This window comes from Bacillus sp. RB3 (genome assembly GCF_030164735.1).
GTDB lineage: Bacteria > Bacillota > Bacilli > Bacillales > Bacillaceae_G > Bacillus_A > Bacillus_A cereus.
This window is the reverse complement of record NZ_JASNGE010000041.1, coordinates 16831-38782: the sequence shown is the minus strand read 5'-3', so window position 1 is coordinate 38782 and position 21952 is coordinate 16831. Positions and strand designations below refer to the sequence as shown.

Genomic DNA, 21952 nt, shown 5'->3' with positions numbered 1-21952 from the left:
ATAAAGAAACAGCAAAGATAGAAGAGAAGAAAACTGAAGATAAAGAAACAGCAAAGATAGAAGAGAAGAAAACTGAAGATAAAGAAACAGCAAAGATAGAAGAGAAGAAAGCTGAAGATAAAGAAGCAGCACAGCTAGAAGAGAAATCAAAAGCAGAAAAATCGGTAAAAACGAACGGAACTGAAAATAATGAGGAAGAAAAAACGGCATCTCAAGAAAAGGGTTCTCAAACTAATCCTTCTTGGAAGCCAATTGGTACCGAGCAAGGAGCAAAACCTGAAATGAAATTTAAAGAAGGAACAGTAGATTGGAGTGAGATGAAAAAAGCAATTTCTTATGCTGTTGATGTTCCAGAGAGCCAATTGATTTTCGATTTTATTGGGAATAATGGTAATAATAAAGCCTACGGTAATGTACGAGATAAGCAAAATAATAAAAAATATAAGGTTAATATTGATTGGGTAGAAAATCAGGGGTGGAAACCAGTATCTGTACAAGTGGTAAGATAAATAATAGAAATGTAATGATGTAAATTAGCTGTCCATATGGACAGCTGATTATTTTTTTTGCTTAGCGTATTTTTTTGAAAATGCTGGTGGTACCTCGTTGAGAAACATGAATTAAATCTATATTTTGTTTTATTTACCTCACTACTTTATCCATAACTTCTTTATATTTATAATAGTAATTAGTTTCAAATAAATAGTTGTACGGAAGAAAATGTTCCTTGTAAGTAGTAAGCATCTTTTACAATTTTAATTTATAATTATTTATAAAAAAGAAAAGACACCCTAAGGTGCCTTCCTTCGACTTGAACCATCTTAATTTTAATAATATATTGGACTCCCATCCAAATATTATTTTACCATGTTAAATTGTTTTATTCATTGAGAAATATAGTTTCATTTTATATTTAAAAGAATTCTATAGGCTAGAACTACCTATTAATTAGGGGGAACTGACATGTTAAGCTAATATTATAATACTTCTAGAACGGAAATTTTGAGCAATATGTATACGAGCCACATATTAAAAAAAAGACACTCTCAAGAGTGCCTCTCCTTAGCAGCCGAATCCGCCGCCCCAACAGCTAGCGCCAACGATGATTAATAAGATGAAGAGCACAACAAGTAAGGCAAATCCGCCGCCGAAACCACAGCCTCCACCACAACTACCGCCATAGCCCATATTAACTCCTCCTTCCATAAAGACCATTTATTAATGGATTTAATTTACTTTATGTTTTTAAGGATGAATGGAGCAGGTCCTTAAAAAAATAAAAGGACTTTGGAAGTTAAAAAGAGTTGACGACCTTATTTTTGTCACCGGCATTTCGTCTTCTACATATTGTATTTTATTCTGTGTATTGGGGGAAGGAGGATCTTATGGCTAATTCTGAGATGATTTTACGTTTACTTACGGATTTAAAGATTGAACAACAATTGCTGAAAGAACAGTTAGAGAAAATGCAAACAGCTGTGACTATTCTTGAAGAAAAATCAGTGACGCTTAAAGAAAAACCAGCGACGCTTAAAGAAAAAACAATGACTCCTGAAGAAAAACCATCTGTTACAAAGCAAAGAGCTTTTTCTGGACGCCCAACATCTTTTCGTGATTGGAGAGCATCTAGTCAAAAAAATTAGGGAATGTTATGTGAAATGATAAATGAAAAAGTACAGTCTGCTGTAGAAAAGACTGTACTTTTTTATGTTAGTAGAGAATGTTAAGGGAGACGTATTTATTTTGCCTATTCCAATTCCACTTTTAATTGGAGCTCTTTATCTAACTTATCATTATTAAATTTTAAAGTTAATCCTCGCGTGTTTTTCGGTACATCGAATACAATGTTTCCGTCCGAATGTTCATCAGGGTTAACAATACCAAATTTAAATGTAGACGTATTTGCAGCTTTAAGTACGGATTGATATTCATTAGAAATGTGATATTCTCTTCCAAATCCATCAATTAATTTAAAGTTGTTAATATCTAGTGTAATGGGTTCTTCTTTACGATTATAAACTGCGATGTCTAATACTTTAAAGACACCTTGTGCTTTAACTTCTCCAGTCCCTATAACATCTAATGACTCGGCAGATCCCATTGACATGTATACATCAGAGGAATCTACATTGGTAGGAAGTTCTTTTTGCGAATCCTTGCTGCTAAGTTTGTCATTCTCTGTTTTTTTAAAAGTCGCCTGCTCATTTTTCGCAGGTGCATCATGTGAACCGCAAGCTGATACTCCAAACAAGAATGTGCTACATAATAATGAGGCTAATAACTTTTTGTTCATCGTTTCTTCCTTCCAAAATAGAAGCACTTTAATGAGTGCTATATATTTGTCTTTATATGTATTACATTTTATATCTTATTATATTAATTTTGGAAGGAAAAGGGAAAATATTGTGCATTTCTCTGATTCGAGTTATTTATCCGTCTAAAAGTTGAAATTAAAATGAGCCCCATAAATGATAAACCATTCCACTAACAAAAAACACTAATCCTAAAAATAAAACAATTAAAGCAAGTATTCCATTTTTATTATGTTCCATAAAATTAGCTCCTTTTTCATTTACTTACATACAAAAAGCCTTTAGTCGTAATTATGGCTAAAGGCTTTGGTCATTATACTTTTGTGGTCAATATTACTTTATTTAGCTGTATCTGAGTAATATTCCTCAGCACGAAACTCTTTAATAAGTGATATTTCATTTGTATCTGGATTAAACTTAAATATTTTAATTTGATTTGATTCGTCTTTGTATGCAAATGTATTCTCACCAACTTGAGTCATATTGCTGGTGTTTAAGATAGGATCGCTACCGTGATCAGTAATTTCTACAGTTTTCTCCCGGTCCCAAAACGCAATGACAATAATCAAAATGATAAGACATACCCGTATAAAACGTAATTCTCTTGCAACAGGATGTTCCATCTGTTAGTCTCCTTTACTGTTTGATAGAGTCTGTTTATAAAAGAGATAATTCCTAGGAATATAAATAAAAAAGACACCGTAAAGTGTCTTTTTTATTTTAGTTATGCGCATTACTTAATAAGACGCTAGTTCCTCAGTCTGGCTATGAGTAACTATGTAGGGTAATTCCATTATAACATTTTAACCAGTAATGGGTCTATATGGAATTTTGTTGATTTTCTTTTTGATTATTCAGAATGACTTGCCAAGTATTTGGATGAGGAAAGCAGTGAGACAGAAGCGACTAAACATGTTTTAGAAGAGTGTCTTCTTTTTTGTATCATTGTGAGTAAAGTGTAGAGTTATATTTCCCTTTACACAAACATAACGGTATAATATAGTTAAGTTAAGTAAACTTAACTATTAAGCAAAACGAAATAAAAGCATGGAGGATGCTATGACTAGAACGTATAAAGAAGTAATTAATGAAATGAATCGAGCCTATACGGAACTCTATATTTTACTATTTCAAGATTTAAAGGATGAGTTCGGTCTTACTGGGCAGCAAGAGAGCATGTTATTTCATATTCATTTAAATGAAAACACGACAGCAAATAACATTGCGAGTACGTTTAATATAACGAAAAGTGCTGTGAGCCAAGTTTTATCGAAATTGGAAAAGCAACAGATGATTTCGAAACAAGTGAATCCTAACAATAAAAGGGAGTATTTCCTTACGATCGGTCCAAACGGTAGTAAATATATCGAAAGATTGTCTGAGTTAGATGATGTATTGATCGAGAAATATTTCTCGAAAATTGATATTGGAGCGTTGCAGCAAATGACTGATACGTTAACGAAAATAAATAAAGTGATATTGGAAGAAAAGCAGAAGGATCTTGAGTCTAATGAGTAAGAATGAAGATGAAGCAATTAGTAGAAAGGAGGAGAAGCGTGTGATGAGTTACATACCAAATATGATTACGATAGCAAATTTTGTGTGTGGGCTTTTGGCTATTCATGCTGTTTTCGTTGACGATATGTACGGTGCAGTTATGTTCATTATTACAGGTATGGTCCTTGATCTGTTTGATGGTATGGTCGCTCGGAAACTAGATGCTGCTTCGGAAATAGGCGGAGAGTTAGACTCATTTGCGGATTTAGTGACCTTCGGTGTGGCACCATCTATTCTTGCCTATAGTGTCGCTTTAAAAGATTTGCAGTTTATCGGGATGATATGTGCGCTCGCTTATAGTATTTGCGGAATGCTGCGGCTTGCTAGATTTAACACGCAACAAAGCAAACTCCCAACATTCATCGGAATGCCCATTCCATTTGCGGCAATGTGTCTCCTCATTTTATGCCTCCTAAATAACCCAGTTTCCGTGGCATTTGGCACATGCGTACTCGCTTATTTAATGGTGAGTAAAATCAAATTCCCTCATTTTAAAAAAGATATATCGGAAAGCTTGAAGTCCGAAAGATGGGATTAATAGGAAAGATAAGGAGCATAATATGATTCGTATGGCATTAAGATCATTCAACATACAAATATATTGTTTATTAGGCGTGATGTTATTGGGATGGTTGCTGACACCTTTTCCAGCCCAGTTTGTAGGGATAAGCATCGGCCTTTTAGTGAGTATGTACTGCGCCTGGATTTTAGGAAGGCGTATCGAAAAGTTCGGAAATAGCATCGTAAAAAAAGAAAAAGCACCAATGCTCGGCATGATGAATCGGTTTGCAGCCGCCATACTCGGTGCGATTATTATGTATGAAATTGAACACCGTGAGTACATGTGGACATTTGCAGCTGGAATTATGGGTGGGTATTTCCTGATTATTATTAATTTGGGCTATTACAGTATGAGGGATGAGAAGAAATAAAGTGCTGTGTAAATAACTAATTTGGATGATTTGAATGTAAAAGCCTCAAAACTTTCTTTTCTAGAGAGCTTTTTATTACAAAGAAAAGACACCCATATAAGAGTGTCTTTTCCAATAGTTTTTTAGCAGAAGCAAGAAGCTCCAACAATGATTAATAAAATAAACAATACAACTAGTAAAGCAAAGCCGCCGCCACAACCACTACTACAACTACCACCAAATCCCATAATAGTTCCTCCTTTAATAAGAGGGGAAAACAAGGGGTCACTCATGTATTTTAATGGATTCAACTTACTTTATGTTTTTTACACAATAATTGAGCAGGTCCATTTGCAAATAAAGAAAAGACACCCTAAGGTGCCTTCCTCCGACTTGAACCATCTTAATTTTAATAATATTGGACTCCTGTCCGAATATTATTTTACCATGTTAAGTTGTTTTGTAAAATGTTCCATATCGATAATTGCAATAAACGTTTTAGTTTTGGAGTTATGTATCTGTCTAAACGTTGAAATTAATAAAAGTCCGATTGGTGAGGGCTGATTAAAGTTTCACTTTATCGAATTTGGAACTGAAAATGTACTAGCTTGATAATGAAGCCTGGCTATTAGAATTGAAAAATTTTAGTTTTATTATAATTAATAGAAATGAGAGTAGTGTGAATATAAAGCCGCTCCAAATAAGCTGGTGAATACCTAAGTTTGAAATGAACCAGCCTCCAATAGTGGTTCCTAAAGTAATTCCGAGATTTGAGAACGAAACGAATAGACTGTTACCAAATTCAGGTGCTTCTTTAGCTTCACTTATTAACCATGTTTGACCAACAATTAATCCACCAGCATGTACGATTCCCCAAATGAATACTATAAAAATCATTGGAACAAGGTAGGAACCTAAATAATAAACCAATATGTAAACAATAGAATATAGAATAGGGAATGATATTACAGTGTTTATTATGCTTTTTTGCAGGAGACCACCAAATAAATGATTACCTAAAATCATAACTATACCAAATATGAATAGCATGATACTGATGAGAGATCCATTCATGGAAGTTACTTTTGCAAGGTACTCGGCGAAGTAGCTGTATACGGAAAACATGGCTGCAAAAAGGAATGTGACGGTTAAAATATTTAACCATAATCCTGGTTTGCCGAGTATACGAATTTGTTTGCCGAAAGACATTTTTTCTTTAACAGGCATAGAAGGAAGTAGGAGTAGTATTCCAATGAATGCAAGAGTGTTAACGAATGCTCCGAATAAGAAAGCCATTTCGAGTGAAAATTGGTCTGCAAGATAAGAGGTTAGTGGTATACCTAAAGCGAAACCAACAGTAATTCCCATGAAAACTTTTGTAACTGCTTGACCGCTCTTTTCTGGAGGGACAAGTTTAGCAGCTGTTACAAGAGCGATTGAAAAGAAGAGTGGATGAAGCGCTGCCGGTAAAATACGAAAAACAAGCATGACTTCAAATTGTGTTGTATAAGCGTAGATTAAATTTGAAATAACAAATGTGAAAATTGCTGTTAATAAAATTATTTTGCGATTAATACTAGAGACGAGCAGAATTAAAAACGGACCAGAAATAGCAACAACTAGTGCAAATATACTTACTAAAAATCCAGCTTGTGTAGTTGAAATTCCGAACTTTTCAGTGATTTGTGGTAATACGCCGACAATACCCATCTCGGTAGTAATAATTCCGAACACACCTATTGCGAGTGTCAGAATAAGTAAAGGATTTACTTTTTTCATTTATAAAACTCTCCATTCGTATCAGTATTTTGAAAGTAAATTCATTAACAAAGAAGCATTATTATAAGCATGATTGGATGCCAATATTATCAGGAGTATGTAATCTGAAATACAATAACAGATATCTAAATAACTAGATATGATATATTAAAAAAAATTCTCCTTTCGATGTTTCTTGCTTTTACAGGCAGTGCAATTTATAAGAAGTCATTGGATACCTGTAAAAAAGCAGAATGTGTGAAAGCTAATAATCAATTAGTATGCTGATTGATTATTAGCTTTCATTTTATAATTCGTTTTGGACGTATTCAGAAAACTCTCGTATTGTTTTTTCATTTCGACGATAGTAGGTCCATTTTCCAATTCGGTCAGACTCTAGTAAGCCTGCTTTTTTCATAGTTAATAAATAACTAGAAATAACCGATTGAGCTAAGCCAGTTTTAAGCTGGATATCTCCTACACATACTCCAACTTGAAAGTTAAGGTCTTGTTCTAGGTAAGGTTTTTCGTCGAAATGGTTTTCTGGATTTTTTAACCATGATAAAATTTGACATCTTGTTTCATTTGACAATGCTTTATAAATTAATAAAGGTTCCATAAGGATATTATATCTACTTTTATAGATTTGTAAATGGGTTTTAGTGATTTTAAGGGAAGAAGGTATAGTTGATCCCCTTGAATAGGAATAAGATGCTCTTGATTTGTACCCTTTGTAAAGGACATTATAAAAAAAATCGGTAACCTAAAAAAGATGATTTCTGTATGCAAACAGGAGTCATCTTCTGTACATTCTATTGATAGAAAGAGTGATTATAGTACGTCATATATTTCTTAATTTCATGTTTTAACTGAACAAACGATTCACATGATTTTATATATGCTTCATCGGTTAAAGTATTACGAGGATTACGTGCAAAAATGATAATATTGTTAAGTGTAAGCATACTGTTGCCTAGCTATCAATGGTGGATTCCTAAGAAGAGTAATAATAAAACCCAACTGAAGATTTAAGAAAAATTTTATGTTTACCCCACTTTTTATTTTAAAAGTTTCTCCTATCCTATAAACAACAAAGTCATAGATGAAATTGTAAAGTTAGGGGATTCTACATGGATACAGGAGTTTTGATGAGTTATTTGTATACTTATTTTTTTACTATTATGTTTTGTATTGTGTTTCAAATTGGATTTTATTTTAAAGCGAAAAGAACTATATCTATTCTGCATTTTTTGTGGGTATATGTTTTTCTATTCTACCTTTCGCTAGTGTATAGGGTGACGCAGATCGCGACTGTATGGGATATAAGTAGATATGAAACGTGGATTCGTGTAAGTCAAATCAACTTGACTCTATTTGATACGGCAGGTAGTACGACGTATCTTTTGAACATTGTACTGTTTATGCCATTAGGTTTTTTATTACCGACTATTTGGTCGCAGTTTAGAAAAATGAAAAACACCGTATGTGCGGGATTCTTTTTTTCATTGGCAATTGAGTTAAACCAATTATTAAATAGTAGAATTACAGATATTGATGATGTATTTACGAATACCCTTGGGGCAATTGTGGGGTATGTAATATATAGAGTTTTATTTAAAATGTTTAAAATGATATGTAAAAGAGAGGAAAAAAGGCTTGATACGAACTCTTCTTTAGTTATAAAATACGAGGCTGTTTTTTGTTTAGTTTTTTCATTTGTAGGTGCGATGTTCATTTATTATCCTGGAGACATGTAAGCCGGCGATCTATTCTAGTTCTTCTCGCTTATACACGGTAAAATATGAATTGTTCATCCTTTTTTCTAACTTAATAGATACAGTTTATGTATGACATGATAGGCAGGTGTAAATGTGTTAAATGTTCAATTATCTCAATACTTACTAAAAGAGTCTAAACCAGCTCTTCATACAGATGAAAAACGAGTGTATATGTTAAAAGATGAAGGGCAATCACCGTATCCTATTTATTTAAATCACCCTATTATGATAGGAGTGGGAACGAATTTGAATCAGCATACAGGATTTGAAGAAATCATTAAAGGATTTATAGGCGCACATAACAAATTTCCTATGTATATGTTATTTGAAACTTATTTATGTAGAGACTTTATTGAAGGGTTTTTAGAAGAGAATAAACTTCATTTTGAGCTAGTTTTTACTAATAAGAAAAAGGATACGAAATTTTTTAAAGTGTGCATTACCAATAGTGATGATATAACCACACTTATGAAGTATTTCTTCCAATCAGCACAAGATTCTCTCTATACGCTATTAAGCTATTCAGCAGACTGTAAGATTATCAGTAATCGTACTGGTGGGATTGAAATAAAAGCGGACAGTTTCTATCCAAGCTTTTCATTTATGTATGATGCGCAAGAATTATTTATTATTGGTGGAGAAGAAAAATGGTCTGATATCCATTATATAAAAAGATTTTTCCATCTTGAGCAGATTACAGATGAGCTAATTATTGATTTAAGAAAATGAGAGACGAGAGAGAATAAATGAAAAAACCCTCAAGTATAGAACGACATACTTGAGGGTTTTTATGTATGAAGAAGGGCCTTGTATCATATATTTTATTCGTCGTTGCATGTAAGTCATTCGGTTTATAAAAACAATGTGCTAAAGAGATCAGTAAAGAAGGCTTTTCTATTTTTCCCGAGAATGAAAAGAAATATATAATCTAATTTTCGTGAATGTAATAAGGAGGCAGTAAAATTTGAACAGGAAAATTTGGTTTGTATTTACCTTTTTTGCTCTTTTAGTATCTAGTTATATTGTTGTCCAATATTTTATTATGGATGGTTTTCAAACAGGGCTTGTAAAAGTGAAGCTTATGTTTGGATCTAAATTAAGTGCGTTCTGGTATATGATGCTATTTATACATATTACAACTAGTATAGTAGCATTAGTAATTGGTCCTTTTACATTATCCACTAGATTTAGAGAAAGGAATATCAACCGTCATCGAATAATTGGGAGAATCTATATGGTTGGTATATTATTAGGAGGCGTTTCTGGACTATACCTATCTTTTTATGCTACGGGAGGATTGGTAGCGAAGCTAGGTTTCGGTTTGTTATCTGTATTTTGGCTAACATCAGCATATCAAGCATTAAATAGAGTTAAGAATAAAAAAATTAAAGACCATCGGAATTGGATGATTAGAAATTATTCTTTAACCTTTGGAGCAGTTACATTAAGAATTTGGCTACCGTTGTTTATCGTTCTATTTGGAATAGAGCGCTTTGAACTTAGTTACGCTATTATTGCTTGGTTAGCGTGGGTACCTAATTTAATTGTTGCAGAATTATTCATAAGAAAAAGACTTAATAGGGGAAAATACGAAGGAAATGAGGATTTACATTTTTGATGTGAATTTGCTGTAATATTGAGGGCAGAATTCTTCAGTAATTGAATTTTTAAATAGCTGGATTTCGTTTGTAGATTCAAAAATCCGCTAATTTTATTGAATAAATAGAAAATACTTTCTTTTTTCGTTTATTTAATTTAATATCAATAAGGGCACCAAAAAAATAGATAGAGGTGCTAAAATGTACGGTATTATTAATTATGAAGTGTTTTTACTAACAGGAATTTTATTGAATTTAATTCCTGGTGCAGACACCATGTACATTGTGGGGAGAAGTATTTCACAAGGTAGAAAAGCAGGTGTGTATTCTGTGTTTGGTATTATTACTGGTTCTTTAGTTCATACGTTGTTGGTTGCTTTTGGTTTATCTATTATACTTACAAAATCCATTGTGCTATTTAACACTATTAAGGTTATAGGTGTTATCTATCTTGTATATTTAGGGATTAAAATGATACTTGATAAGACGAATGTAGCTTTCCAGGCCTCGTCCAATAGATTGAACATTAGAAAAATATATATACAAGGGCTTTTAACAAGTCTTACGAATCCAAAAGTCTCTTTATTCTTTATTGCGTTTCTTCCGCAATTTATAGATACAAAGGCTTCAGGTCCTATGCCTTTTATCATTTTAGGACTTACTTTTACAGTAACTGGACTATTATGGTGTTTATTTGTTGCTTATTTCTCTTCATATGTTACAAAAAAATTAAGAGGAAACCAAAAGGTAGGAATGATTCTAAATAAGATAACAGGACTGATTTTTATTGGTATGGGGTTAAAGTTGCTTCAAACAAAAGCTCCTCAATAAACCTGAATAACATAAAAATGCCCCCTTTCAAGAGATGTAATCTTAGGTTTAGGCTAATTTCTACATACTAAAAAGTCCCTTTAACTTTGAAGGGACTTTTTGCTTGTTATTTTGAGTTATCTAAAAGTTTATTTCAAGGTGAGGATCGGTCTGCCCGTAAAAGCCCGATTGGTGAGGGCTGATTAAAGTTTCACTTTATTTGTATTACCAACTAGCAGTTTCCGTACTTTCCTTCAACCACTTCACCCAATCCAAATCTTCTACCTTAAGCAAACTGAGCGAAACACCTTTCATATCTAAAGAAGTTAACAGTGTACCAACCTTTACGAATGTGACTTGCAATCCTTCAAGTTCACACAAACGGCGAATGTCGTTTGCGAAAATGTATTGTTCCATTAATGGAGTTGCGCCGAGTCCATTAATGAGGATAGCGAAGTTGTCTTCTTTTCTCCAGCGATAAATGCTTTTAAGTTTGTTCATTAGTTCGATTGCTAATATTTCAGAAGAGGATAGTGCTTCTTTACGATATCCTTTTTCTCCGTGAATGCCGACGCCGTAAAACACTTCATCGTCATTTAATGTGAATGAAGCTTTTCCTTTCACTGGATCGTTTGCAGGTGAAAGAGCAACTCCTAATGTGTGTAAGTTTTCTGTAACAGAACGGCCAATTGTTGTTAGTTCTTCTAAAGAATGACCTTCAAGAGCAGCCGCACCAAGTATTTTTTGAATGAAAACAGTACCAGCAACGCCGCGTCTTCTTTTATTAAAAGAAGCATCATCTTCAATTGAAACGTCGTCATTTACGATGATATGGTCAATTTTTCTTCCTTCTTCTTTGGCGATTTGTTCTGCAGCTAGAAAGTTTGCTACGTCATCTTTAAAGTTTTTAATGATGAATAAAATACTCTTATCTTTTGGCATGAGGCGAGTTGCCGCGACAATTTGTTCCACTGTAGGCGGAGTGAAAATACTTCCGTTTACTGCCGCCGTAAGCATACCTTTTCCTACATACCCAATGTCAGCAGGCTCATGTCCGCTACCACCGCCACTTATGATAACAACGTTTTGCTTCAGTTTCTCGATATCTTTTACATAAATGATGTTATTTGTTTCGTCGTAATTTACTTTGTCGTTATGTTCAAAATAAAAGCCATGCAGCATATCTTGAACGATATGTTGTACATCATTCATAATCTTTTTCATTGCTTTTGCCACCCTTTAATTACTTTGCTGATTGCTCAAGTAATAGTAGTAATTGATTGTTTATCATATTTTTCATAAGAGAAGACATAATGGAAGGATCTACTTCGCACTTGCTTTCAATCCAATCTTTTATTGTTCCAACGAAGCCGTGACTATAAAAGGAGGCAATCGTATTTTTTGTCTCATCAGAAAGGCTGAATCCACAGCTTACAGATAGTTCATCAATAATCTTCATATATAAGTTTTTCGTATGCTCAAATAAATAGTGATTAAACGAGTTTTGCTCAATAACTTTAAAAGCATTTCGGTAAAATTTTTGATTTTCATAAAAGTAATCAAATAATAAATCAAAAATGTTTTCCCATTTTTCATAATCGAGAAAGTCTATAATATTTTCTTTCGTTTCTTCTCTATAAATCCAGCTTAATAGTTCAAATTTATCTTTAAAATGATAATAAAAAGTTTGCCTACGCATTTGACAGTGTAACATAATATCGCTCACTGATATTTTATGAAACGACTCTGTTTCCATTAAATATTTCAATGAGTTCGCGATTATCTTTTTAGAAATTATAGAAGAGGTCATCTGAATCATCCCTAGAATGTTAGTAATATAAAAATCCTATCTATAAATGAGAGCGGTGTCTTTAGACAGATTGTCCATTTTGTCCGTTTACTATAAAACGCTTTCATTTTAACATGAGTAGTAAGAAGAAGATTTCAAATATATCACAATATATTAAAGGAATTGAGGGATAATCACAATGAAAAAGATTATAAACAAACCAGAAACATTAGTAATGGAAATGTGTAACGGAATGGTTATGGCTCACCCAGAGCTTGAACTTTTGAAAAAATATAAAGTTATTAAGAAGAAAGAAATGAACGAAAACAAAGTAACGTTAATTAGTGGCGGCGGTAGTGGCCATGAGCCGGCACATGCAGGATTAGTCGGAAAAGGAATGTTAGATGCGGCGGTGTGCGGAGATGTTTTTGCTTCTCCTTCACAAATTCAGGTATATCAAGCAATTAAAGAAACAGCTAGTAAAAAAGGTACGTTATTAATTATTAAAAATTATAGCGGCGATATTATGAATTTCAAAAACGGTGCGCATTTAGCGACGGAAGATGGAATTGAAGTCGACTACGTAAAAGTGGACGATGATATTGCGGTAGAAGATAGTCTGTATACAGTAGGACGCCGCGGCGTTGCAGGAGTTATTTTAGTTCATAAAATTGCCGGTGCAGCAGCGGAAGCAGGTATGGATTTAGGAGCGGTGAAAACTGTCGCAGAAAAAGCAGCGGTTAACGTGCGCACAATCGGTTTAGCGTTAACGTCTTGTACAGTTCCAGCGAGCGGATCACCTACTTTCACACTTGCGGAAGATGAAATGGAATACGGCGTAGGTATTCACGGCGAGCCAGGAATTAAGCGTGAAAAAATGTTGTCAGCAGATGAACTAGCGAACCGTATGACAAATGACCTTGTAAAAGATTTAGGAGTAAAAGATGGCGAGGAAATCGCACTTCTAGTTAACGGTTTTGGCGGAACACCACTGCAGGAACTTTACTTATTTAACAATGCAGTGACGCGAGAATTAGCTGCTAGAAACATTAAAATTAATAGAGTATTCGTCGGCAACTATATGACGAGTATCGATATGGCTGGTATGTCTTTAACTGTAATGAAATTAGATGATGAGTTAAAAACATTACTATCAAAAGAATGTAATACACCAGCGTTTAAAGTAGATGGACCAGTTGAAAGTGTAGAGTATGTAAATGTACTTGAAGAAACAGAAGAGAAGGAAGTTTCATTTGAACTAGAAACAGCAGAAGAACACGCTGTTATTAAAGATAATGTCATTACATTAAACAACATGATTTATCTCGTTGATAAAATGAGCGATATTATCATTAAAAATGAAGTACCGTTCTGTGAGCTAGATACGCATGCAGGTGATGGTGACTTCGGAATGAGTGTTGCAAAAGGATTTAAACAATTAAAACGTGAGTGGCATTCGATTGTAGAACAAGAAAATGTAACGATCGGATCATTCCTTGACGGTTGTTCTATGATTATTATGGAACATTGCGGCGGAGCTTCTGGTCCAATTTGGGGCGGTGCATTCCGCGCAGCTAGTAAAGCAGCAGGCGAGAAGCGTGAGTTAACAGTGAAAGAATTCGCTGAAATACTGCAAGCAGCACTGCAAGGCATCCAATCGATCGGTGAAAGATCATTCGGCAGAGGAGCAGTAGTTGGTGACAAAACGCTTGTTGACGCACTTGCTCCATGTGTAGACTCTTGGTTAGATAGCGCCTCAAACGAAGTAGACGTAAAAACTGCCTTTGAAAAAGGTGCAGAAGCAGCGGTTAAAGGAGCAGAGTACACGAAAGAAATCGTAGCTCGCATGGGCCGCGCTGGTACAGTTGGCGAAAGAAGTTTAGGATACCCTGATGCAGGTGCATATGCGCTTGGAGTTATCTTTACGGAGATTGCGGGTAGTTTGAAATAGGAATTGGAAAGTCCCTCTGCCTTAAGGTGGAGGGACTTTTATATAGTTGATATGTAGAAGACTTCTTTCGTTACTTTTTGCTTATTTGAGAGATTTCTTCAATCAAATTGTATTTTAGACTTAGTTTGTTTGTGATTGCAGCTTATCAATTTTCCAGTATGTTTCTAGAGGGTCTAAAGAGCTTTCAATATAAAACATATATTCATCTGCGGTACCTGGTACTTCAAAAGCTATTTTCAATTCTACCGTTTCATTTGGTTTAACTTGTATATTAGAAGGGTTTTGATCAAGCACCGTTCCTTTATAGGTCTTTCCGTCTTTTTCATCTTTTAAGTTATATTTTAATTCTGATAGTCCAATCGTTTGACCTCGTACATTTTTTACAGAGACATTAACAACTACGGAATCGTTGCTAGCATTTAAATATGCACTTTGAACGGCGGTCAAGTAATAGCCTCCCTTAACACTCTCACCAACTAATAAAATACCTTGTTCCAAGCGGCTCATATCTTCTTTTTCTTCAAAATTTATTAATTCTTCATTTTCATTTTTTGCGGTTGGTTCTTCTATTGAACCATTTTCAATGGCACTATCTGTTTTATCTTGTGTGCAAGCAGCCGTAACACTGACTAATACTAGAATGAAAGTAAGTAATATAGATAATTTTCTCATAAAATTTATCTGTCTCCTTAAGTTTCTCAATTTTGTGCAGCTATACATATAAGATTAACATAATGTCTCATTATTGGCTCAAAATAGGGGTCTTTTAGACGACTTATTCTTTTTACTTTTAATATACATTCGATTGGTTCTCGCGATATTTGTTAATCTTTTAAAACATTGGCTTAGTAATACCGAGGGTTATTATAGATATATTAATCATATAATTTGTCCATATCAAAATGAACGTTTTTTGCATTTAATATATTGTAAATATATTTTATTTTAGAAGGATCTGATTATATGGCTCATAAATCTACTGGAGTGTTTCGAGTTCCAGTTTCTGAAAATGGGATTATTCCAACTGCTCTCAACATTATGTTAAACAATGATTCACGCTGCCATACTAGTAATGTAACGGTAACTGTTAAGAGAAGTCGAAACACCTTTTTCCCAACTCAAAATGAATTAGTTGAAATCTCTCGTACTTTTGTTTCTTTAGAACCAAACAGAACAACTAAGATTGTGTTGTTTACTCCAGAATTTCAAGTAGAAGATTTCCTTGATGTCATCATTAGTGGAAATAAAGAGGATGTTAAGGATGTTCTTGTATATTCTTTCTTAGCAGATTCAGTAGGTCACAATCTGCCATCTACTGTTTTCAGAAATGCAGAATACACTTTTGCTTGCTGACACTGTGATGATGTATTCTTTCCTGTCGTATATCTGAATTGAAATGTTACAAGTAGCACTTCACGGCATACAATCTATCGGTGAAAGATCATTCGGCAGAGGAGCGGTAGTTGGTGAAAAAAGTTTAGGATATCCAGATGCAGGTGCACATACGCTTTGGGTTATCTTTACGGAAATTTTAGGTAGTTTGAAATAGAAATTAGAAGATCCCTTCTACCTTAAGGTGGAGGGGTTTTCTTAATATTGTTTTTTGATATATATTGCTAAGTATGTTCCCATAATTCATTCTATTGTATTGAGAATAATGTCATCTACATCAAAAAAACGGCTTATAAAAGGAACTAGTATTTGAAGGAGTTCCACCTCAAACATACTCCAATGCATATAAATATGTTTGAGGTGGATTTATTAACGAATTTTATATAGCATGAATGAAAATGGGATAAATAAAACAATGTTTCTTAGTATGTTTTTAAGAATTAATTGAGCAGGTCCTTTTGAAAATAAAAAAAGACACCCTAAGGTGCCTTCCTCTGAATTAAAAAAATAATATGGTTCTAAGTTTAAAAACTATTGGGATTTTTCTTGTGAGTTTTATAAGTAGTTTTTAAGAAATTATGAGTGGTTATTTTTGTTTTCGAAATATTCTTCTTTAATTATTTGTAATTTTTTTTCGTTTTTTGTTAATTCAAATATAAATAATGATTTTCTCATGTTATTAGCAACATCTTCTTCATTATATTGTTTAAGCTTTAATAAATTTGAACCTTTTCCATAGTATAGTTCACCCAATAAGTAAAAAGTATTTAGATTAATAGCTAATTGGATACCCTTATCAATGTATTTTATTGCTTCTTCGTATTGATATGTGTAACTTAAATTTTTTGCTAAATTATAAATGATTTTCAATTTAATTTCTTTATCTCTAGGAAAATCTAATTTGTTAAAATTATTTAAACATCTTTTAAGGATAGTAATACTTTTTTTGTATTCTTTATTTTCTGCATGAAGTATAGCCATTGTATGTAGAATATCTATTTCTCTCTCTGATAAAAAATCAATATTGGTTACAGTTAGTTTTAGTGCATTATTTAAAAGAGTTAAAGCCACTTTTGTTGAGTTATTCACACAATATATAGCAATTGCTTCATGCCATATTAGAAATTGTTTATCTTCTTTTGTTTGAAAATTATTTGTGTATTTTTCTCTTGTTACTATTTCATAAAGCTCTTTATATTGATGTTGCCTTATGCAATCCCTCATTACGTATTTTACGTTTTCTGTATATTTTAATTTCTTGTTTTGAGTTAGTGCAAATATACTATTTGGATCAACACCGAGTCTTTCTGATAATTGATATAACAATATGCTAGATGGATAAATCACACCTTTTTCGATCTTACTAATTTGACTTTGTGAACATATTCCGTGACATAAGTCGGATTGTGATATATTTTTTTTAATTCTAAGTTCTTTAATGGTAATACCCAAATCGTTAAATTCCATTTTTTCACCTACTATTTAGCACTTTATTAATATAAGAACATTCTCTAACCTTAATGTAATGTAAAGTTAATATAGTTGCAATTATTGTTTTAAAGGGCTTATCGTTTCTATAAGATGGTAAGATTTTTTTATGTACAAAAAAGACACTCTAAGGTGCCTTCTTGCGATTTGCTCCATTGTAATATGGTATTGGATGCCAGTCCAATTATTATTTTACCACGTTAAATAGCTTCGGTTATTGAGAAAAAAGACAACTCATTATTTGAATGCAAAAAGTCCTAGGGGGACTAGGACTTTTTGCTAGAATGAATATGATTTAAAAAAGGACTTATATAACGTAACATATGAATGTTTCGTAAATGTATCAAAAAAGTGAACAAAAGCGTTAATTTAAATAAAAAAAGCTCCGCGATAAAAGCTGCGGAGCTTCATAAGGTCGAGTTATGTCGTACTCACAAGGGATTTTAACATGAATGTTGTGGTGAAAATACTGGTAAATTTATCCCGTAAAATCCCGATTGGTTTAACTAATAATCAGTGGGGGATGAATAAAACTCCCACTGATTAAAGTTTCACTTCATTCGAAGGAATTCATGTTTTATAAATTAGATTATGAGAGTTGATATTCTCCATATTGACCAGAAAAGAACTAAAAATTCTAGTGAAATTCCAAGTGTTCGTTTCCTAGTTTTTTGAAATTCTTTTATTAAATAGCCAACAGCACTAATTGCTATAAGAATGAAAAGAATAAGTTCGAGTGTAACTGGCATTTTATCTACTCCTAATACTGTAATTTATTATATAAAGATTATAAGATATTTTTGTGGCTAGTGGTGAAAAATTCAATAGAACTATTTCTAAATGGAGTAAATCTTTCAACGGACCAAGCAAAGGTCAATACCAAAAATGTTATACAATATACGCATGGAGAGCCGTGGGGCTAAAGAAATATTGGAGTATAAAGAGTTGTTAGATCAAAGGATTATTACAGAAGAAGAGTTCGAAGTGTAGAAAAAAGTAATTATTAGGTATATAGATGAAACGCTCAAATGAGCGTTTTTTTTATTTATATATTCGCAAGTAAAATAACATAATATTACTATGAATCCTTATAACAATATGAATTTTTGCATATTTTAAATTTAATATATCCCTTAAAAACTTTTAATTGTATAATATATTTTGTCATATTTTTAGATTTTTCGACATAAACCAACAAAAATAGAGAACGTATTGGGAGAAGACATTATGTACACAAAACTATTAAAATCAATTACATCATTATCACTTATTGGTGGTGCGTTGTTATATACAAATGGCAGTGATGTGAAAGCTGCTGAAGTGGGTGTTTTTTCTGATGTGCCGACATCACATTGGTCATATCCTGCGATTAAAGATTTAGCAAGTAAGAATATTATTTCTGGTTATGGAAATGGGATATTTGGTTTTGGAGATGTTGCGACAAGGGAGCAAGTTGCGGCTTTAATTTATCGAGTGTTAGTACCAAATAAACAAGGCGGTTCGTTTAGTAATGATGGAACTCGTTACGTATTAAAGGATGGATCTACGTTTAAAAATCCTTACGGTGATATTAATCAAAATTCTACAATGTTCCCAGAAGAGGTATTAACTTTAACGAATTTAGGAGTTTTTAAAGGTGATGAAAATGGCCAATTTAGACCGAAAGCTTCTGTGAATCGTGCGGAAATGGCACAAATTCTTACGAATGCTTTCCATCTTGCGGCAAAACAAAAACATACCTTTAAGGATGTTCCAAATCCATTTTGGGCAGAAAATGCAATTAGTGCGGTGCAGTCAAATGGAATCGCAGATGGCACAGGGAACGGGAATTTTGAACCGTATGGCACAGTAACACGTGAACAGTATGCGCAGTTTTTATATAAAACTTTGAAGTATAAAAATGCTGATGTGAAAGATACAGGAGATGCGGCATTATTAACAGCGTTTAAAGAGGAAGTACAAAAGCGTATTAATACATACGAGACAAATATTACATTGCCATATAAAACGAAAAATAATAATACAAACGAAGTGATGAATACACTTTTTAACGCATATAAAGAAGTGGCAAGTAAAAATGAGTATACAAATAATAATAGATCGAATGTTTCATATGGGCTTTCTGGATCACCTGGAAATTATACGTTTACGCTTAAGATTACATATCGTGAAACGAAAGAACAGACGGAATATGTCATGAAACAAGCGAAAGCAATCGTTTCTTCTATTACTCAAGTTGGAATGGATGATCATGAAAAAGTGAAGGCGATTCATGATTACGTAGTAAAGCATGTTTCTTATGATACGTCTTATAAAGCTTACACAGCATATGAAGCACTTGTAAATCGTTCTGCGGTTTGCCAAGGTTACGCACTATTAACTTATCAATTATTAAAAGAAGCAGGAATTGAAAATCATTTCGTGACAGGAACTGGGGACGGACAACCTCATGCTTGGAATTTAGTAAAAATCGAAAACAAATGGTATCACCTTGATACAACATTCGATGATCCGGTTCCAGATGAGCAGGGCCGCGTAACGTATTCGTATTTCAATTTATCAGATGAACAAATCGCAAGAAATCATGAGTGGAACCGCGGAGACTATCCGCAAGCGACAACAAACTATTATAGTACACTGACAAATAAAATTGCGGCAGGTAGTAAGAAAACGCCTGCATATCAGCAAATATTAAAAGATACAAAGTTAAACTATCTAGGAAATGAATATATTGCAAATAACTATACTGAATTAAAAAATAAAATGCAGCAACGCTATAGTGCAAAACCAGAAAAGATAGAAGTACTTTATAAGCAATCAATGAACGGTGCTCTGCAAGATGTGAAAAATGCAATTGGGGAAATCGGTTATCCGCAAGGGTCCAACCGTGTTTCTTATAAAGCGGAGCCTTACAATGCGAAAGAAGGGTATTCTTTAGTGACGATTACGTTTACGTATTAAGAATGAGAAAAAGCATCTGTTTCAGATGCTTTTTTTATTATATTGATTCGACAAAATATGACAGGTGAAAGCGAATTGGTCTGTTATGATAATTTTTGGAATTTTACATTTTAGAGGATTAATCATGAATAAAAAGAAGATTTTCGCTGTGTTAATAGGAATTGTAGCCTTATTTGTAATTATTAATGTAGTTGTTACGAAAGAGAAAACGACATCAACCAGTGAAAAAATGTACTCTGAGAAAGAATATAATAAATTAGTAGATGAACATTTTGAAGAAACGCAAAAGTTGAAAAGTGATATGAGTGTGTTAGAAACTGAAAAAAAATCTCTTGAAGAGCAAATGAAGGCGAAGAATAAGCAAGGGTAAAACAAAAACGCTATCTTTTAAAAAGGTAGCGTTTTTGTTTTGGGTTATAAAGTTATTCCTACATTTGACATATACAGTCTGACTGTATAAAATTTAACTATACAGTTTAACTATACAGTTTAACTATACAGTTTAACTATATAGTTTAGCTATATAGTTATCGTTACATTGGAGGTCTTTATGAATAGAGATAAAAATTTACCATTAACGGAAACAACGTATTACGTTCTTTTAGCTTTATTAGAGCCAGCTCATGGATATTTAATTATGCAAAAGGTGGAGGAACTGAGTAATCATCAAGTGAAAATCGCAGCGGGTACATTGTATGGTGCGGTGGAAAATTTATTAAAACAAGGGTTAATAGAATCGGTAAAAAGTGAAGATAAAAGAAGAAAAGTGTATGTCATTACGGAACGCGGGAAAGAAGTATTGCATTTAGATTTTATGAGAATGCAGCACATTATTGCGGTTACAAAAAGTTTATTACACGTATAGTTAGGAGGAAACGATGATGTGGAGATTAAAATTCTTTTTAGACTTTGAGAAAGAGGAAAAATGGTTAGAAGAGATGGCTTGGAAAGGCTATCAACTAGAAAGCAATACATTTGGTTATACATTTAGATATACAGAACCGGAAGATGCGACGATTAAAATAGACCATAGAGTATTTAGTAGAAAAAGTGATTTTATTAATTACTGCACATTATTTGAAGATAGTGGTTGGGAGCATATAGCTGGTAATCGGTGGTCAGGTACGCAATATTTTAAAAAGGTAGATGAAGAAAGTGAAGATGACATTTTTTCAGATCCAATGTCACGAGCAGGGAAGTATAAGCGTCTATCTAAAACATTTTTAGAATTAGCGATCTGTTATTTGCCGATATTATTTTTATTTATGTATAGTAATACAATGAATTTAGGAGCCTTTGTAAATCCGAAAGAACTATACTTGACGCCAGGATTATGGGATAAGCAAGGTGCATCATTTCTATGGTCATTCTTATTTGAAACGCCATTTGCATTAATGAGAGGACTTTTTTTGATATTTATCCCCGTTGCGACATGTATGTTTTTCGTTTGCTCGTATAAAGCAAATCGATTGTATGAAGAGAGAAGATGATAGGAGAAATCCCCTTAAAGTAGCTGCTTTGAGGGTTTTTTTGAATTTGTAAATGACTCTTCTTAAAATAGATATGAGATTAGAGAAGGACAATGATGTATTGGAGGTCACTATATCAAAAAAGAAAAGTGTATGTCTAGACGCATTTTAAATACAA

The 21952-nt window shown here is 33.2% G+C and carries 25 protein-coding genes and 2 pseudogenes; 16 read left to right on the top strand and 11 right to left on the bottom strand.

Annotated features, from left to right (window positions below; genetic code table 11):
* On the top strand, positions 1-509 hold a 509-nt coding region (locus QO049_RS27580), incomplete at its 5' end, for a YrrS family protein (protein WP_284489674.1).
* Between the two features lie 553 nt (positions 510-1062).
* On the opposite strand, the gene QO049_RS27575 is transcribed toward QO049_RS27580, so the two are convergent.
* Entirely contained in the window at positions 1063-1188 is a 126-nt protein-coding gene (locus QO049_RS27575) for a YjcZ family sporulation protein (RefSeq protein WP_000540377.1), read from the bottom strand.
* Positions 1189-1385: 197 nt separating this feature from the next.
* Here QO049_RS27575 and QO049_RS27570 point away from each other — a divergent pair, with 197 nt between their 5' ends.
* Positions 1386-1643 carry a hypothetical protein gene (locus QO049_RS27570; RefSeq protein ID WP_000013694.1) on the top strand — a complete coding sequence of 86 codons (258 nt, stop codon included), beginning with the start codon at positions 1386-1388 and terminating at the stop codon, positions 1641-1643.
* A gap of 104 nt (positions 1644-1747) precedes the next feature.
* On the opposite strand, the gene QO049_RS27565 is transcribed toward QO049_RS27570, so the two are convergent.
* Entirely contained in the window at positions 1748-2293 is a 546-nt protein-coding gene (locus QO049_RS27565) for a DUF4352 domain-containing protein (RefSeq protein ID WP_246962213.1), read from the bottom strand.
* 357 nt (positions 2294-2650) lie between these two features.
* Complete coding sequence (locus QO049_RS27560) at positions 2651-2935, bottom strand: YmzC family protein (protein WP_000400966.1); 285 nt, start codon at positions 2933-2935, stop codon at positions 2651-2653.
* A 436-nt stretch (positions 2936-3371) separates the two neighbouring features.
* Here QO049_RS27560 and QO049_RS27555 point away from each other — a divergent pair, with 436 nt between their 5' ends.
* Genes QO049_RS27555 through QO049_RS27545 form a run of 3 tightly spaced genes read left to right on the top strand, consistent with a single transcriptional unit; the run spans position 3372 to position 4801 of the window.
* The gene (locus QO049_RS27555) at positions 3372-3830 is read left to right on the top strand and encodes a MarR family winged helix-turn-helix transcriptional regulator (protein ID WP_000198950.1); all 459 of its coding nucleotides are present in this window, start codon (positions 3372-3374) and stop codon (positions 3828-3830) included.
* A complete protein-coding gene (gene pssA / locus QO049_RS27550) occupies positions 3823-4407 on the top strand; it encodes a CDP-diacylglycerol--serine O-phosphatidyltransferase (RefSeq protein WP_246963059.1) in 585 nt (194 codons plus the stop codon). The genes QO049_RS27555 and pssA overlap by 8 nt, the downstream gene beginning before the upstream one ends.
* A 22-nt stretch (positions 4408-4429) precedes the next feature.
* Positions 4430-4801: an ATP synthase subunit I gene (locus QO049_RS27545; protein WP_000620582.1), complete on the top strand. Its 372-nt coding sequence runs from the start codon at positions 4430-4432 to the stop codon at positions 4799-4801.
* Positions 4802-4923: 122 nt separating this feature from the next.
* Here the strand turns inward: QO049_RS27545 and QO049_RS27540 are convergent, their stop codons facing one another.
* The 4 genes and pseudogenes from QO049_RS27540 to QO049_RS27525 form a co-directional block, all read right to left on the bottom strand.
* Positions 4924-5028 carry a YjcZ family sporulation protein gene (locus tag QO049_RS27540; protein ID WP_000505689.1) on the bottom strand — a complete coding sequence of 35 codons (105 nt, stop codon included), beginning with the start codon at positions 5026-5028 and terminating at the stop codon, positions 4924-4926.
* 355 nt (positions 5029-5383) lie between these two features.
* Entirely contained in the window at positions 5384-6559 is a 1176-nt protein-coding gene (locus QO049_RS27535; RefSeq protein WP_000757550.1) for an MFS transporter, read from the bottom strand.
* Positions 6560-6845: 286 nt separating this feature from the next.
* Entirely contained in the window at positions 6846-7157 is a 312-nt protein-coding gene (locus tag QO049_RS27530; protein ID WP_000433539.1) for an ArsR/SmtB family transcription factor, read from the bottom strand.
* A 193-nt stretch (positions 7158-7350) separates the two neighbouring features.
* Positions 7351-7452, bottom strand: a pseudogene (locus tag QO049_RS27525) (TetR family transcriptional regulator); the annotation flags it as partial.
* A gap of 216 nt (positions 7453-7668) precedes the next feature.
* Between QO049_RS27525 and QO049_RS27520 the strand changes: the two are divergent.
* The 4 genes from QO049_RS27520 to QO049_RS27505 all read left to right on the top strand — a co-directional run bounded on the left by QO049_RS27520 (position 7669) and on the right by QO049_RS27505 (position 10745).
* The gene (locus QO049_RS27520; RefSeq protein ID WP_284489673.1) at positions 7669-8295 is read left to right on the top strand and encodes a VanZ family protein; all 627 of its coding nucleotides are present in this window, start codon (positions 7669-7671) and stop codon (positions 8293-8295) included.
* A 114-nt stretch (positions 8296-8409) separates the two neighbouring features.
* Positions 8410-9045 carry a hypothetical protein gene (locus QO049_RS27515; RefSeq protein ID WP_246962215.1) on the top strand — a complete coding sequence of 212 codons (636 nt, stop codon included), beginning with the start codon at positions 8410-8412 and terminating at the stop codon, positions 9043-9045.
* Positions 9046-9280: 235 nt separating this feature from the next.
* A complete protein-coding gene (locus QO049_RS27510; protein WP_001080300.1) occupies positions 9281-9934 on the top strand; it encodes a DUF2306 domain-containing protein in 654 nt (217 codons plus the stop codon).
* Between the two features lie 181 nt (positions 9935-10115).
* Entirely contained in the window at positions 10116-10745 is a 630-nt protein-coding gene (locus tag QO049_RS27505) for a LysE family translocator (RefSeq protein WP_246962217.1), read from the top strand.
* A 204-nt stretch (positions 10746-10949) separates the two neighbouring features.
* On the opposite strand, the gene dhaQ is transcribed toward QO049_RS27505, so the two are convergent.
* Positions 10950-11948, bottom strand: coding sequence for a DhaKLM operon coactivator DhaQ (gene dhaQ / locus QO049_RS27500; protein WP_246962219.1), 999 nt, complete (start codon positions 11946-11948; stop codon positions 10950-10952).
* Between the two features lie 19 nt (positions 11949-11967).
* Positions 11968-12534 (bottom strand): dihydroxyacetone kinase transcriptional activator DhaS, encoded by a 567-nt coding sequence (gene dhaS, locus QO049_RS27495; RefSeq protein ID WP_000204212.1) that lies wholly within the window; start codon positions 12532-12534, stop codon positions 11968-11970.
* Between the two features lie 178 nt (positions 12535-12712).
* Between dhaS and dhaK the strand changes: the two genes are divergently transcribed.
* A complete protein-coding gene (dhaK, locus tag QO049_RS27490; RefSeq protein ID WP_246962221.1) occupies positions 12713-14464 on the top strand; it encodes a dihydroxyacetone kinase subunit DhaK in 1752 nt (583 codons plus the stop codon).
* Positions 14465-14584: 120 nt separating this feature from the next.
* Here dhaK and QO049_RS27485 read toward each other — a convergent pair whose 3' ends face one another.
* Positions 14585-15136: a DUF4352 domain-containing protein gene (locus QO049_RS27485; RefSeq protein ID WP_098329941.1), complete on the bottom strand. Its 552-nt coding sequence runs from the start codon at positions 15134-15136 to the stop codon at positions 14585-14587.
* 291 nt (positions 15137-15427) lie between these two features.
* Between QO049_RS27485 and QO049_RS27480 the strand changes: the two genes are divergently transcribed.
* Together QO049_RS27480 and QO049_RS27475 are read left to right on the top strand one after the other, a co-directional pair.
* The gene (locus tag QO049_RS27480; protein WP_000940662.1) at positions 15428-15817 is read left to right on the top strand and encodes a hypothetical protein; all 390 of its coding nucleotides are present in this window, start codon (positions 15428-15430) and stop codon (positions 15815-15817) included.
* 43 nt (positions 15818-15860) lie between these two features.
* The gene (locus QO049_RS27475) at positions 15861-16013 is read left to right on the top strand and encodes a DAK2 domain-containing protein (RefSeq protein WP_000942238.1); all 153 of its coding nucleotides are present in this window, start codon (positions 15861-15863) and stop codon (positions 16011-16013) included.
* 419 nt (positions 16014-16432) lie between these two features.
* Here QO049_RS27475 and QO049_RS27470 read toward each other — a convergent pair whose 3' ends face one another.
* A complete protein-coding gene (locus tag QO049_RS27470) occupies positions 16433-17323 on the bottom strand; it encodes a helix-turn-helix domain-containing protein (protein ID WP_000395461.1) in 891 nt (296 codons plus the stop codon).
* 1248 nt (positions 17324-18571) lie between these two features.
* On the opposite strand from QO049_RS27470, the gene QO049_RS27465 reads away from it, so the two are divergent.
* From QO049_RS27465 to QO049_RS27450, 4 genes and pseudogenes are all read left to right on the top strand, one after another.
* On the top strand, positions 18572-20305 hold the full coding sequence (locus QO049_RS27465; RefSeq protein WP_246962223.1) for an S-layer homology domain-containing protein: 1734 nt from the start codon (positions 18572-18574) through the stop codon (positions 20303-20305).
* A gap of 124 nt (positions 20306-20429) precedes the next feature.
* Positions 20430-20654, top strand: a pseudogene (locus QO049_RS27460) (hypothetical protein); the annotation flags it as partial.
* Positions 20655-20855: 201 nt separating this feature from the next.
* Positions 20856-21170 carry a PadR family transcriptional regulator gene (locus QO049_RS27455; protein ID WP_001078063.1) on the top strand — a complete coding sequence of 105 codons (315 nt, stop codon included), beginning with the start codon at positions 20856-20858 and terminating at the stop codon, positions 21168-21170.
* Positions 21171-21183: 13 nt separating this feature from the next.
* A complete protein-coding gene (locus QO049_RS27450; protein WP_002060866.1) occupies positions 21184-21795 on the top strand; it encodes a DUF2812 domain-containing protein in 612 nt (203 codons plus the stop codon).
* Positions 21796-21952 lie beyond the last annotated feature (157 nt).